Origin of the sequence: Streptococcus sp. HMSC056C01, assembly GCF_001811305.1 — a bacterium.
GTDB lineage: Bacteria > Bacillota > Bacilli > Lactobacillales > Streptococcaceae > Streptococcus.
Genome location: NZ_KV804192.1, coordinates 57,090 through 71,029 on the forward strand (window position 1 = coordinate 57,090; position 13,940 = coordinate 71,029).

11 protein-coding genes and 1 pseudogene are annotated in these 13,940 nt (G+C 41.5%); 10 read left to right on the forward strand and 2 right to left on the reverse strand.

Annotation, left to right across the window (positions count from 1 at the left end; all coding sequences use genetic code 11):
- From HMPREF2795_RS10875 to HMPREF2795_RS02905, 9 genes and pseudogenes are all read left to right on the forward strand, one after another.
- A pseudogene (locus HMPREF2795_RS10875) lies at positions 1-280 on the forward strand (primosomal protein N'); the annotation flags it as partial.
- Between the two features lie 12 nt (positions 281-292).
- A complete protein-coding gene (fmt, locus tag HMPREF2795_RS02870) occupies positions 293-1,228 on the forward strand; it encodes a methionyl-tRNA formyltransferase (RefSeq protein ID WP_000163660.1) in 936 nt (311 codons plus the stop codon).
- Positions 1,221-2,534, forward strand: coding sequence for a 16S rRNA (cytosine(967)-C(5))-methyltransferase RsmB (gene rsmB, locus HMPREF2795_RS02875; protein WP_000169681.1), 1,314 nt, complete (start codon positions 1,221-1,223; stop codon positions 2,532-2,534). The genes fmt and rsmB overlap by 8 nt, the downstream gene beginning before the upstream one ends.
- 15 nt (positions 2,535-2,549) lie before the next feature.
- Positions 2,550-3,290: a Stp1/IreP family PP2C-type Ser/Thr phosphatase gene (locus HMPREF2795_RS02880; RefSeq protein ID WP_000406258.1), complete on the forward strand. Its 741-nt coding sequence runs from the start codon at positions 2,550-2,552 to the stop codon at positions 3,288-3,290.
- Entirely contained in the window at positions 3,287-5,170 is a 1,884-nt protein-coding gene (gene pknB / locus HMPREF2795_RS02885; protein ID WP_000614502.1) for a Stk1 family PASTA domain-containing Ser/Thr kinase, read from the forward strand. Before HMPREF2795_RS02880 ends, pknB begins: the two co-directional genes overlap by 4 nt.
- A gap of 106 nt (positions 5,171-5,276) precedes the next feature.
- Positions 5,277-6,035, forward strand: coding sequence for a threonine/serine exporter family protein (locus tag HMPREF2795_RS02890; protein WP_000273380.1), 759 nt, complete (start codon positions 5,277-5,279; stop codon positions 6,033-6,035).
- A gap of 1 nt (position 6,036) precedes the next feature.
- Complete coding sequence (locus HMPREF2795_RS02895; RefSeq protein WP_000176923.1) at positions 6,037-6,486, forward strand: threonine/serine exporter family protein; 450 nt, start codon at positions 6,037-6,039, stop codon at positions 6,484-6,486.
- 176 nt (positions 6,487-6,662) lie between these two features.
- Complete coding sequence (locus tag HMPREF2795_RS02900; protein WP_000151973.1) at positions 6,663-7,835, forward strand: hydroxymethylglutaryl-CoA synthase; 1,173 nt, start codon at positions 6,663-6,665, stop codon at positions 7,833-7,835.
- On the forward strand, positions 7,835-9,109 hold the full coding sequence (locus HMPREF2795_RS02905; protein WP_000742574.1) for a hydroxymethylglutaryl-CoA reductase, degradative: 1,275 nt from the start codon (positions 7,835-7,837) through the stop codon (positions 9,107-9,109). Before HMPREF2795_RS02900 ends, HMPREF2795_RS02905 begins: the two co-directional genes overlap by 1 nt.
- A 151-nt stretch (positions 9,110-9,260) precedes the next feature.
- Here HMPREF2795_RS02905 and HMPREF2795_RS02910 read toward each other — a convergent pair whose 3' ends face one another.
- Positions 9,261-10,226, reverse strand: a complete 966-nt coding sequence (locus HMPREF2795_RS02910) for a LacI family DNA-binding transcriptional regulator (protein WP_000225981.1) — start codon at positions 10,224-10,226, stop codon at positions 9,261-9,263.
- The gene (locus tag HMPREF2795_RS02915; protein WP_075228180.1) at positions 10,207-11,661 is read right to left on the reverse strand and encodes a sucrose-6-phosphate hydrolase; all 1,455 of its coding nucleotides are present in this window, start codon (positions 11,659-11,661) and stop codon (positions 10,207-10,209) included. Before HMPREF2795_RS02915 ends, HMPREF2795_RS02910 begins: the two co-directional genes overlap by 20 nt.
- Before the next feature lie 364 nt (positions 11,662-12,025).
- Between HMPREF2795_RS02915 and HMPREF2795_RS02920 the strand changes: the two genes are divergently transcribed.
- Positions 12,026-13,909 carry a sucrose-specific PTS transporter subunit IIBC gene (locus HMPREF2795_RS02920; RefSeq protein WP_075228181.1) on the forward strand — a complete coding sequence of 628 codons (1,884 nt, stop codon included), beginning with the start codon at positions 12,026-12,028 and terminating at the stop codon, positions 13,907-13,909.
- The last annotated feature ends 31 nt before the right edge of the window (positions 13,910-13,940 follow it).

Below are 13,940 nucleotides of genomic sequence, written 5' to 3' on the forward strand. Positions count from 1 at the left end.
GATTACCTTGTCTCATAAAAAAGAGGAGGAGGTTCTTAGACGTGCTTATCAAGTCATGGGTATTTTGAGGTCTGGTTTGTCGGATGCTAGTAAAATCCTAGGACCGACCCCTAAACCGATTGCTCGTACGCATAACCTCTATCATTATCAGATTTTAATTAAATACCGTTTAGAAGATGAGCTTGGTCCAACCCTTAACCAGGTCTTGGCCTTGACACAAGAACGGGAAAATAGCGAACTTCGTCTCAGTATTGATCACGAACCGCAACAGTTTTTATAAGAAGGAGAAGATATGACAAAATTAATCTTTATGGGGACTCCCGATTTTTCAGCAACCGTTTTGAAGGGACTTTTGTCAGATGATCGCTATGAGATTCTAGCAGTTGTAACTCAGCCAGACCGTGCTGTCGGACGTAAAAAAGTTATCCAAGAAACCCCAGTTAAACAAGCTGCCAAAGAGGCAGGACTTCCTATTTACCAACCCGAAAAATTATCAGGTAGTCCAGAAATGGAAGCTATCATGAACTTGGGCGCTGATGGGATTGTAACAGCCGCCTTTGGGCAATTTCTCCCAAGTAAACTCCTTGATAGCATGGATTTTGCAGTCAATGTTCATGCTTCGCTCCTTCCTAAACACCGTGGTGGTGCTCCCATTCATTATGCCTTGATTCAGGGTGATGAGGAGGCAGGAGTAACCATTATGGAAATGGTCAAGGAAATGGATGCGGGAGACATGATTTCTCGTCGCAGTATTCCAATTACAGATGAGGACAATGTAGGAACTTTGTTTGAAAAATTGGCAATTGTTGGTCGTGATCTGCTTTTGGATACTTTGCCTGCATACATTGCTGGCGAGATTCAACCAGAACCACAGGACCCAAGTCAGGTTACATTTTCGCCAAATATCAAACCTGAGGAAGAAAAATTGGACTGGAACAAGACCAATCGTCAACTCTTTAACCAAATCCGTGGGATGAATCCATGGCCAGTTGCTCATACCTTCCTCAAGGGCGAACGCTTCAAAATCTATGAAGCTCTACCAGTAGATGGTCAAGGGACTCCAGGTGAGATACTCTCCATCGGCAAGAAAGAATTGATCGTCGCAACAGCAGAAGGAGCTTTATCATTCAAGCAAGTTCAACCAGCAGGAAAACCTAAGATGGACATTGCTTCCTTCCTCAACGGTGTGGGACGAACTTTGGCAGTAGGAGAACGATTTGGTGACTAAAGTAGAAACGGCAAGAAGTTTAGCCTTAGAGGTGCTAGAAGACGTCTTTGTCAATGAAGCATATTCCAATATCGCTCTAAATAAACACCTCAAGGGAAGTCAACTATCAGTTGCAGATAAGGGTTTAGTGACAGAGCTGGTCTATGGAACTGTAGCTCGAAAACTCACACTAGAGTGGTACATTTCTCACTTTATTGAGGATAGAGACAAGCTAGATAGCTGGCTCTATGTTCTGCTTCTCATGAGCGTCTATCAACTCCAATACTTGGATAAGATTCCTGACCATGCAGTGGTCAATGAGGCAGTGGAAATTGCAAAAGCTCGTAAGAAGGGTAGCGAAAAATTGGTCAATGCAGTTTTGCGCCGTATCTTGCGTGAGGGCTTGCCAGAGATTGCCAGTATCAAACGTAAAAATAAGCGCGATTCTATTGCATACTCTTTACCAGTTTGGTTGATTTCTAAGCTAAAGGAAGAGTACGGAGAAGAGCGAGCTCAAGCTATTTTTGAAAGTCTTTTGCAACGGAATAAAGCCAGTATCCGTGTGACCGATTTGAGTCGAAAAGAGCAGATCAAAACTCTGCTTGGTGCAAGTGATTCTCTTTTATCTCCTGCTGGTCTGGTTAAGGAACAGGGGCACTTTGCAGGCCATGATTTGTTTGCTGAAGGGGCTATTACTATCCAGGATGAGTCTAGTCAACTGGTTGCACCGACACTAGAGTTACAAGGCGACGAGCAGGTTTTAGATGCTTGTGCAGCTCCTGGTGGAAAGACCGCCCATATGGCATCCTATTTGACGACAGGTCAGGTAACGGCTCTAGATCTCTACGACCATAAACTCACTTTGATTCAAGAGAATGCAGAGCGACTAGGTGTAGCGAACCGTGTCCAAACGCAAAAACTGGATGCTCGAAAAGTGCATGAATTTTTTGGTAAGGATCAATTTGATAAGATTCTTGTTGATGCCCCTTGTTCAGGGATTGGTCTATTGCGTCGAAAACCAGATATCAAATATAATAAAGAGACAGCAGATTTCGCGTCATTACAGGAAATTCAGTTGGAAATATTAGGTAGTGTTTGTCAAACGCTACGTAAAGGTGGTATAATAACTTATAGTACCTGCACTATTGTCTCTGAAGAGAACTTTCAAGTTGTTCAAGCATTTTTAGAAAGTCATCCAGAGTTCGAGCAGGTTAAACTAGAACACGAATGTAAGGATATCGTGAAAAATGGTTGTATCCTCATTACTCCGGAATTATACGGAAGTGATGGATTCTTCATCAGCCAATTTCGCAAGATATCCAAGTAGGAAGGAACTGACACAATGGAGATTTCATTATTAACAGATGTGGGTCAGAAACGTACAAATAATCAAGACTATGTCAATCTTTTTGTCAACCGTGCCGGTCGTACAATGATCATCTTGGCTGACGGGATGGGAGGACACCGTGCAGGTAATATTGCTAGCGAAATGGCAGTAACTGATTTAGGTGTTGCCTGGGTTGATACGCAGATTGACACCGTTAATGAAGTTCGCGAATGGTTTGCCCACCATCTAGAAGTTGAAAATCAAAAGATTTATCAAATGGGGCGTGATGAAGCTTACAAGGGAATGGGGACAACTCTAGAAGCCCTTGCAATTATTGATCATCAAGCTATTTATGCTCATATTGGAGATTCACGTATCGGTCTGATTCGTGGTGAAGAATACCATCAATTGACCAGTGATCATTCTTTGGTCAATGAATTGCTTAAGGCAGGTCAATTGACACCTGAAGAAGCTGAAGCACATCCACAAAAGAATATCATCACCCAATCTATCGGACAAAAAGACGAAATTCAGCCTGACTTTGGAATTGTCAGCTTGGAAGCAGGTGACTATCTGGTCATGAATAGCGACGGTCTAACCAATATGATTTCAGGTAGTGAGATCTATGATATTGTGACAAGCGATATTTCGCTTGATGATAAGGCGGCCACTTTGGTACGCTTTGCCAACAATGCCGGAGGGCTTGATAATATTACAGTTGCCCTTGTTTCGATTAAGGAGGAGGCGGCAGAATGATCCAAATCGGCAAGATTTTTGCCGGGCGGTATCGGATTATCAAACAAATTGGTCGTGGAGGTATGGCAGATGTCTACCTGGCCAAGGATTTGATTTTAGACGGGGAAGAGGTAGCTGTGAAGGTCTTGAGGACTAACTACCAGACTGACCCGATTGCTGTTGCTCGTTTTCAGCGTGAAGCGCGTGCAATGGCTGACTTAGATCATCCCCATATCGTTCGGATAACGGATATCGGCGAAGAGGACGGTCAACAGTACCTAGCTATGGAATATGTAGCTGGTCTTGATCTTAAGCGCTATATCAAAGAACACTATCCCCTCTCAAATGAAGAAGCTGTCCGTATCATGGGACAGATTCTCTTAGCGATGCGCTTGGCGCACACTAAAGGTATTGTCCATCGTGACTTAAAGCCTCAAAATATTCTTTTAACTCCTGATGGAACGGCTAAGGTGACGGATTTTGGGATTGCCGTAGCCTTTGCAGAGACAAGTCTAACTCAGACCAACTCTATGCTGGGTTCTGTCCACTACTTGTCACCTGAGCAGGCTCGTGGCTCTAAGGCAACTGTGCAGAGTGACATCTATGCCATGGGGATTATTTTCTACGAGATGCTGACAGGGCATATCCCTTATGATGGCGATAGTGCAGTAACTATAGCCCTCCAGCATTTCCAAAAACCTCTCCCTTCGGTCATAGCTGAAAATCCATCTGTTCCCCAAGCTTTGGAGAATGTGGTCATCAAAGCAACTGCTAAAAAGCTTACGGATCGATACCAGTCGGTTTCAGAGATGTATGTTGATTTGTCTAGCAGTCTATCTTATAACCGCAGAAATGAACCGAAACTTGTTTTTGATGATGCTACTAAGGCGGACACAAAGACATTGCCAAAAGTTTCTCAGACAACCTTGACCTCTATTCCTAAGGTTCAACCACAGACAGAAAGCCATCAGGCAACTAAAACTAGCCCAGAAGTAAGTGCTAAAAAATCTGTGGAAAAACCAGTGAAAAAACGTCGTTTTAAAGCACGTTATCTAGTTCTACTAGCAAGTTTCGTACTGGTTGCGGCTTCTCTGGTGTGGATTTTATCCAGAACACCAGCTACTATTGAGATTCCAAAAGTTGCAGGTCAAACTGTTGCTGAAGCTAAGGAAAACTTGAAAAAAGCGAATTTTGAGATTGGTGAGGAGAAGACCGAAGCTAGTGATACCGTAGAGGAAGGTCGGGTCATCCGAACAGATCCAGATGCTGGCTCAGCTCGCAAAGAAGGAACTAAGGTTAATCTCATTATTTCTTCAGGTCAACAATCCTTTAAGCTTGGAAATTATGTTGGTCGTAAATCTACAGATGTCATTGCTGAGCTGAAAGGGAAAAAAGTTCCTGAAAATCTGATTAAGATTGAAGAAGAAGAGTCCAGTGAATCAGAACCCGGTGTGGTTTTGAAACAGAGCTTAGCAGAAGGTACGACTTATGATCTTAGCAAGGCAACTTCTATCGTTTTAACTGTTGCTAAGAAGAAAAAGGTGACGACGATAACTATGCCAAACTACATTGGCTCAAGTCTTGAATTTGCTAAAAATAATCTTAAAAGTATAGGTATTAGTGAAGATAGAATTGAAATTAAAGAAGTGGAGATAGCACAAGAAGGAATTAAAGAAGGTGAGATTGCGAAACAAAGTCCCGCACCGGATGAAAAACTTGATTTAAGCAATCCGATAGTTAAACTATATATTTATAAACCTAAAAAAACTTCACCATCAATTAGTCAACCTTCGTCAGAACATAATTCTGGTCAAACAGACACAACAAACCCTACAAACCCTACACAGGGTAACCATCCAACAACACCTACACAAGATGGAAATGGAAGTCAACGAAATTAATAGACTCCATATACATAATTCAATCTTTGTCACAGTTTTTGTGACAAAGATTTTTTTTCCTTCAAATTTATGATAAAATAAAAAGGAGTTTTAGAAGGAGGAAAACATGTACGAAGTCAAACAACTGAATGCAGTGATCGATGTCATTATGCTAGCAGGAACGATACTGCTTCGAAACGGATCTGAGATTTATCGTGTTGAAGATACCATGATTCGGATTGCTCATTCACAGGGTATTATGGATTGTAATGTTTTAGCCATGCCTGCCGCCATTTTTTTCTCCATTGAAAATACAAATATCTCTCGTATGAAGCGAGTGACCTCCTCTGCTTATAATATTGAGAAGGTATGTGATGTCAACCAGATTTCACGGCAGCTTGTAGCAGGACAGCTTGATTTGGAGACAGCCTTTATCCAACTAAAGGAATTGAATGCCAAGGCATCTCCCTACACCAATGTTCAACTAACTGCTGCAGCGACCCTCAGTGCTCCTTTCTTTTCAATTATGTTTGGTGGGAATGTCTACGATGCAATAGGAGCAGGAGTGGCGACCTTGTTTGCTTTTACTTTCTCTCTCTATGTAGAGAAGTTTATTCGTATTCCTTTTATGACAGCTTTTGCAGGTGCTCTTGTCTTCGGTTTGATTGCACAATTTTGGGCGCGCTATTCTGGTTTGCCGTCGACAGCTGATCTGGTGATTGCGGGTGCGGTTATGCCTTTTGTACCTGGAATTGCCCTGACTAATGCTGTTCGAGATATTATGACCAATCACATTAACTCTGGTATGAGCAAGATGTTTGAATCCTTGCTGATTACCCTTGCCTTAGGGGCTGGAACATCAGTTGCCCTCGTACTCATGAACTAATATGACACTAACAACATTTTTATTGCAAGCTCTGGCAAGTTTGCTTGCCATTATTACCTTTTTAATCGTTTTAAATGTCCAGCGTTCCATGCTCATCCCTGGTGGAGTTTTGGGAATGTCTATCTGGCTACTCTATCTGATACTCAAAGATCCGACTAACGTCATTTTGGCAACCTTTATTGCTGCTGTGATTGGTTCTTGTGTCAGCCAGATTATGAGTATCCTCTATAAGACACCAGCAGTTGTTTTTGCTCTGGCAATATTGGCGCCACTAGTGCCAGGTTATCTGTCCTATCGAACCACTTCCTTCTTCGTTACAGGTGACTACGGTCATGCCATTTCTAGTGCCATGTTAGTTATGATGTTGGCCCTCGTTATCTCCATTGGAATGGCCAGTGGGACAGTTTTGTTGAAATTGTATCATTATCTCAAAAAGAATCGAGCTAGCTAAGACTCGATTTTTTGTAGCCCTAAAGTTCTGTTTGTTGGACTAGTCTAAAAATTAGATAAGGTTTTTAAAATGAACTTGATTTGGTGAATCAAGTCTTTTTTCGCTCATTTGACCTCAATTGTGATAAAATAGAGGTGAACGATTTTTTACAATGAATGATAAAAATAGAGGTAAATATGACAATCGGTATTGATAAGATTGGTTTTGCAACCAGTCAATACGTTTTGAAATTACAAGATTTAGCAGAAACTCGAGGGACTGATCCTGAAAAATTGAGTAAAGGACTCCTTTTAAAAGAATTGAGTATTGCTCCTTTAACAGAGGATGTTGTTACCTTGGCTGCTAGTGCAGGAAATTCTATCCTTACTGAAGAAGATAAGCAAGAGATTGATATGGTTATCGTAGCGACAGAGTCTGGGATTGACCAGAGTAAAGCTGCAGCTGTCTTTGTACACGGTTTGCTTGGGATTCAACCATTTGCTCGTAGTTTTGAAATCAAGGAAGCTTGTTATGGTGCAACAGCGGCCCTTCACTATGCTAAGTTACACGTAGAAAACTCTCCAAAATCAAAAGTTTTGGTACTAGCCAGTGATATTGCAAGGTATGGTGTTGAAACTCCTGGAGAACCAACTCAAGGTGCAGGCTGTGTTGCTATGTTGATTAGCCAAAACCCACGTGTTATGGTATTCAACAACGATAACGTTGCGCAGACTCGTGATATTATGGACTTCTGGCGTCCAAATTACTCGACAACACCATTTGTAAATGGGGTTTACTCAACACAGCAATATCTTGATAGCTTAAAAACGACTTGGGAAGAGTACCAAAAGCGTTATGACTGTAACTTGGAGGATTTTGAAGCTGTATGTTTCCACTTGCCATATCCGAAGCTAGCTCTCAAAGGATTGAAAAAAATCCTAGACAAATCCTTGCCTCAAGAGAAGAAGGACTTGCTTCAAAAGCACTTTGATGAATCTATTATTTATAGCCAAAAAGTTGGAAATATCTATACAGGTTCACTCTTCTTAGGTCTCTTGTCTCTTCTTGAAAATTCTGACAGCCTAAAAGCTGGAGATAAGATTGCCCTCTATAGCTATGGAAGTGGTGCTGTATCTGAGTTCTTTAGTGTGGAATTGGTTGAAGGTTTTGAAAAGCAATTGCGGAAAAATCGCTTAGACTTGCTAGATCAACGTCAAGCTTTGAGTGTTGCTGACTATGAACGAATCTTCTTTGAGGAAGCCAACTTAGATGGGTCTGGATCTGCAACGATGTCAGGTTATGAAGGGCAAGACTATGCCCTTGTTGAGATTGTAGACCACCAACGTCGCTACAGCAAGGTTGAAAAATAATGAAAAAAAATTGGAATGGATTTGCTAAAAAATCAATTCAAGAGCGCCTAGAGCTAGTTAAGTCTCAGGCGCTTACTACTATTGAAGCCCAAGAAAGTCTTGCGCAAAATGAAAATCTCAGTCTAGCAGTTGCGGACCAATTGAGTGAAAATGTGGTTGGGACCTTCTCGCTTCCATACTCAATCGTTCCAGAAGTTCTGGTAAATGGTCAAGAATACACAGTTCCCTATGTGACAGAAGAACCATCTGTAGTTGCTGCAGCTAGTTTTGCCAGCAAAATTATCAAGCGTGCTGGAGGTTTTACAGCTCAAGTTCATCAGCGCCAAATGATCGGTCAGGTAGCCCTCTATCAGGTTTCAGATAGGGACTTAGCTTGCCAGGCCATTCTGAGTCAAAGAGAAGAACTACTCGAACAAGCAAATCAAGCCTATCCATCTATTGTCAAACGTGGTGGAGGAGCCAGAGAGCTAACAGTTGAAAAAATTTCTGGTGAGGCTGACTTTTTAGTGGTTTACCTCCATGTAGATACTCAGGAAGCCATGGGCGCCAATATGCTCAATACCATGCTTGAGGCCCTAAAACCTAGTCTAGAAACTCTCAGTCAAGGACAAAGTTTAATGGGAATCTTATCCAACTACGCCACAGATTCTCTAGTAACTGCAACTTGTCGCATCGCTTTTCGTTATTTGAGTCGCAAAAAAGATGAAGCACGTGAACTAGCAGAAAAAATGGTATTGGCTAGTCAGTTTGCCCAAGCAGACCCTTATCGAGCAGCGACTCACAACAAGGGAATCTTTAACGGAATCGATGCTCTCTTGATTGCTACTGGAAACGATTGGCGTGCCATTGAAGCGGGAGCGCATGCCTATGCGAGCCATGATGGTTCTTATCGAGGTCTTAGTCGTTGGACTATGGATTTGGAAACAGAAGAGCTAATTGGAGAGATGACCATGCCGATGCCGGTTGCTACCAAGGGTGGTTCGATTGGTCTCAACCCTCGAGTCGTACTCAGTCATGAGTTGCTAGGTTATCCATCTGCCAAAGAATTGGCTCAAATTATCGTTTCGATTGGTCTTGCTCAGAATTTTGCAGCCCTTAAGGCTTTGGTCAGTACAGGGATTCAGCATGGACACATGAAGCTTCAAGCAAAATCGTTAGCCCTTTTAGCAGGTGCTACAGAGAAAGAAGTACCTAAGCTAGTAGAAAACTTGATTGCTGAAAAAACCTTTAATTTAGAAAAAGCGCAAACGCTATTGAAACATTTAAGATCATAAGAAAAACTCAGACGAATCTAGTCTGAGTTTTTTTGTTTATACTCAATGAAAATCAAAGAACAAACTAGGAAGCTAGCCGCAGGCTGCTCAAAACACTGTTTTGAGGTTGCAGATGGAAGCTGACGTGGTTTGAAGAGATTTTCGAAGAGTATTAAATACTTTTACCTGGTAAGAGACTAACTGGTAAGAAATAACCAGTCGTGGCAACTTCTTTCCCCTCGATTTTTTGGAGTAGTAAATCAACTGTCAGGCGAGCAATTTCTTCCAAGGGTTGTTTAATGGTAGTGAGGTGAGGGTAGAAATTCTCAATAAAATAAGTTCCATCATAACCAATAACCTTAAGTTGTTCTGGAACAGAGATACCAAGTTCCTGAGCAATCTTCATTACCAAGATGGCAGTCAAATCATCCGATGCGAAAATAGCATCTGGTTTTTGTTTGGTCAGGATACTTTTGATTTCCATTTCCTTGCGGAGGGGTGAAAAGTCACTGGAAATATTGATAATGGGAGCTTTGGGGAAGATAGAAGCAAATCCTGCATGACGAAGTCCAGTTGGTGAATTAGAGTTGTCATTACCTGTAATCATAATGACAGACTTGGCTCCAGTTTTAGCCAAGGTTTGAGCTGCTAGGACTCCACCAGCATAGTTATCAGAAGAAACGACAGGAATGTCTGGCGATAGGTTTCGGTCAAAAGAGATGATTGGTGCTGTGACGCGATTGTAGTCTTCAATCCCTAAGTTATGGCTACCAGAGATAATGCCGTCCACTTGGTTGGCTTCTAGCATTTCAAGATATTCACGTTCTTTTTCTGAATCGTGCTCACTGTTACAGATGATTGTCTTGTAGCCTTTTTTGAAGAGTTCGTGTTCCAATTTGTCAATCAATTCAGCATAGAAAACATGGCTGATTTTTGGGAAAATCAAACCGATTAACTTGGCTGACTTCCCTTGGAGGCTACGAGCAAGGTTGTTAGGTTTATAGCCTAACTCTCGCATGGCCTCATTGACTTTTTGAATGGTTTTTTCAGACAGATAACCTTTTTTATTGATGACACGTGAAACGGTAGTAGGGCTGACGCCAGCCAATTTTGCGACATCAGTTAGTTTTGCGACCATATTCTAATTCGTAGTATGTTCCAGTTGGGTTTCCAGATTTAATGAGGATTTCATTTTGATCTTCATGTGGGAAGACACGACCAGAAAATACTTTTTCTCCTTTATTAATGAAAATTTCAAAGACTGAATTATCGATGAAGATATTTACAGTAGTAGCTTGGTTGTCAATTGAACATGAGCGAGTAGTTCCAAATTCTTGAGCATATTGCTCACCTGCTTGACTGCGGTCAACAGTAACTTGAGCATTGACAAGGTCGAAATTGATGGAGAGTCCCTTACCTTCTTTATCAGCAAGAAGGATGATTTCACTTTGGCTATTAGCCTCTAAGTTCAGTTCAAGTTCGTAGGTGTTTTTAGTTTCAGAACGATTTGAAAATTCCTCTTCTGAAGCACGGAGTTCCTTGATAGCAGATACAGGATACTGATAGAGTTTGCCATCTTTAATAGTTAATTCTTTGACCAATGAGAAAGTTCCTTGGTGATCAAAGCGATCAGATGGATAAGAAACATCTGGTAAACCAAGCCAACTAACAGCAAGAGCGCGTCCATCAGGGGCATTGAAGGCTTGAGTGGCATATGCTTCGAAACCATAGTCTAGATTGTGTAGTTCAGAAACATCTACCATACGAGCATTTTCAGGATCAAAGGAAGCACCGATTTTATACATATTTGGATAGATGTTGTCATAGTCAAGAACCTTTTTATCCAAACCTTGTGGGCAGTAGAGAAGGACAGGCTGTTCTCCAACAAAGACGAGGTTCGGGCACTCCATCATATAGGCAGTACGGTCATTGTTGAAGTCCAAATCACCAACTTCTTGCCAGTTTGTATAATCGTTATCGACCGCTTTGTAGAGACGGACAAAACCTTTTTTCTCCAAGTCTTGACCACCAACGATAGCGTAGTATTGTCCTTTAAAGTTGAAAATCTGTGGATCGCGGAAGTGGTCAGTAGCATCAGCAGGTTGATCAATCAAAACTTTGTCAATTTTTTCAATCTTACCGTCCTTATCCATCAAGGCACCAATCTGATAAGGGTGGCGAACCCAATTTTCATCACGGACATTTCCTGTATAGAAAAGGAACAATTGATCACCAAACTGCATAGCAGATCCTGAGTAAGCACCGTGGCTATCTAGTTTTGTATCAGGCAAGATTTTAACCCCAGTTTCAGTAAAGTGAACTAAGTCATCACTTTCAAGCTGCACCCAAGATTTCAAACCATGAGCTGCACCGAAGGGGAAGTTCTGATAAAAGACAACCCACTTGCCATCGAAATAAGAAAAGCCGTTTGGATCATTGAGAAGACCTTGCTTGGGTTCGACGTGATAGGCAACATGCCATGGTGACTGCGCCATCTTTTCTTGGATTTCTTTTCTTTCTTCTTGTGTCCAATCTTCATAACGTCTGTAGCGACGTTCAGTTGTCCATTCCATTTATATTCCCTCCATAAATTCTACTATCTTTATAGTAAACGTTTCCTTATAAAAAAGCAAGTCTTTTATTATAAAATTAAGAAAAAAATGTCAAACGATTGACAGAATACTGAGGTGGGATTTTATGAAAAATAATGAAATTATGAAAGAATTTGAAAATTTAAAAGTAAAAACCTTGAGTTTATAGGGTGTTTATTGCTGTATTGATGAAAAAAATAGCAAAAACAATCAAAAAATAAAAATTAGCAAAATTTTTTCTGCAAAACGCTTGACATATTTTTTAAACGTGATAGAATAATATTCGTAGGGCGGATAAAATCGCTTTCAAACATTTTACAAATTTTTTATAAGGAGATTTTTGCAAATGACGAATACAGAAATTGCAAAAAAAGTCATCGAGGCCTTAGGTGGACGTGAGAACGTTAATAGTGTAGCTCACTGTGCGACTCGTCTTCGCGTTATGGTTAAAGATGAAGCGAAAATTAACAAAGATGCTATCGAGAGCTTGGAAAAAGTTCAAGGTGCTTTCTTTAACTCAGGTCAATACCAAATCATCTTTGGTACTGGTACAGTAAACAAGATGTACGATGAAGTCGTAGCTCTTGGTTTGCCAACTTCAACAAAAGCTGAAATGAAAGCAGAAGCTGCTAAACAAGGAAATTGGTTTCAACGTGCCATCCGTACTTTCGGTGACGTCTTCGTACCAATCATTCCAGTTATCGTAGCGACTGGTCTCTTCATGGGTGTTCGTGGTCTCTTGACTGCTCTCGGAATGACACTTCCACAAGATGTGACAACTTACACTCAAATCTTGACTGACACAGCCTTTATCATCTTGCCAGGATTGGTTGTTTGGTCAACCTTCCGTGTATTCGGTGGTAACCCAGCCGTTGGTATCGTCCTTGGTATGATGCTCGTATCTGGCTCACTTCCAAATGCCTGGGCTGTTGCTTCTGGTGGTGAAGTAACTGCAATGCAGTTCTTCGGATTTATCCCAGTTGTAGGTTTGCAAGGTTCAGTTCTTCCAGCCTTCATCATCGGGGTTGTCGGAGCTAAATTTGAAAAAGCTGTTCGTAAAGTTGTTCCAGACGTTCTTGACCTCTTGGTGACACCATTCGTAACACTTTTGGTTATGTCAATTCTTGGTTTGTTTATTATCGGACCAGTCTTCCACGTTGTTGAAAACTACATTCTCATTGGAACTAAAGCAATTCTTAACTTGCCATTCGGACTAGGTGGTTTCTTGATTGGTGGAGTTCACCAATTAATCGTCGTATCAGGTGTTCACCACATCTTCAACTTGCTTGAAGTTCAATTGCTTGCTGCTGACCATGCTAACCCATTCAACGCTATCATCACAGCTGCCATGACTGCTCAAGGTGCTGCGACAGTAGCCGTTGGTGTGAAAACTAAAAATCCTAAACTTAAAACACTTGCTTTCCCTGCTGCTCTTTCTGCCTTCCTTGGTATTACAGAGCCTGCTATCTTCGGGGTTAACTTGCGTTTCCGTAAACCATTCTTCCTTTCATTGATCGCTGGTGCTATCGGTGGTGGATTGGCATCTATCCTTGGTCTTGCTGGTACTGGTAATGGTATCACTATCATCCCAGGTACAATGCTCTACATTGGTAACGGACAACTTCCACAATACCTTCTTATGGTAGCTGTATCATTTGCTCTTGGTTTTGCTCTTACTTACATGTTTGGTTATGAAGATGAAGCAGAAGTAGCTTCAGAAACTACAACTGAACGTTTGGTTGACGAAGCGGTAACTGGTACTGTTGTTGCTCCTAGCGAAGGTGTCATCCAAACTCCAATCGTTGGTGACGTTGTAGCTCTTGCTGATGTGAACGACCCAGTTTTCTCAAGTGGAGCTATGGGACAAGGAATCGCTGTGAAACCTAGTCAAGATGTTGTCTATGCACCAGCTGATGCTGAAGTGACAATCGTCTTCCCAACAGGGCATGCTTATGGTTTGAAAACAGCAAACGGAGCTGAAATCTTGATTCACGTTGGTATCGACACTGTTTCAATGAACGGTGAAGGATTTGACAAAAAAGTTTCCCAAGGTGAAAAGGTTAAAGCTGGAGATGTTCTTGGGACATTTGACTCAGCTAAGATTGCCGCTGCAGGACTTGATAACACAACTATGGTTATCGTGACAAACACTGCAGACTTTGCTTCAGTAAATCCAGTTGCTTCTGGATCAGTTGCTAAGGGTGATGCAGTCATCGAAGTTAAAGCTTAATACTCTTCGAAAATCAAATTCAAACTGCGTC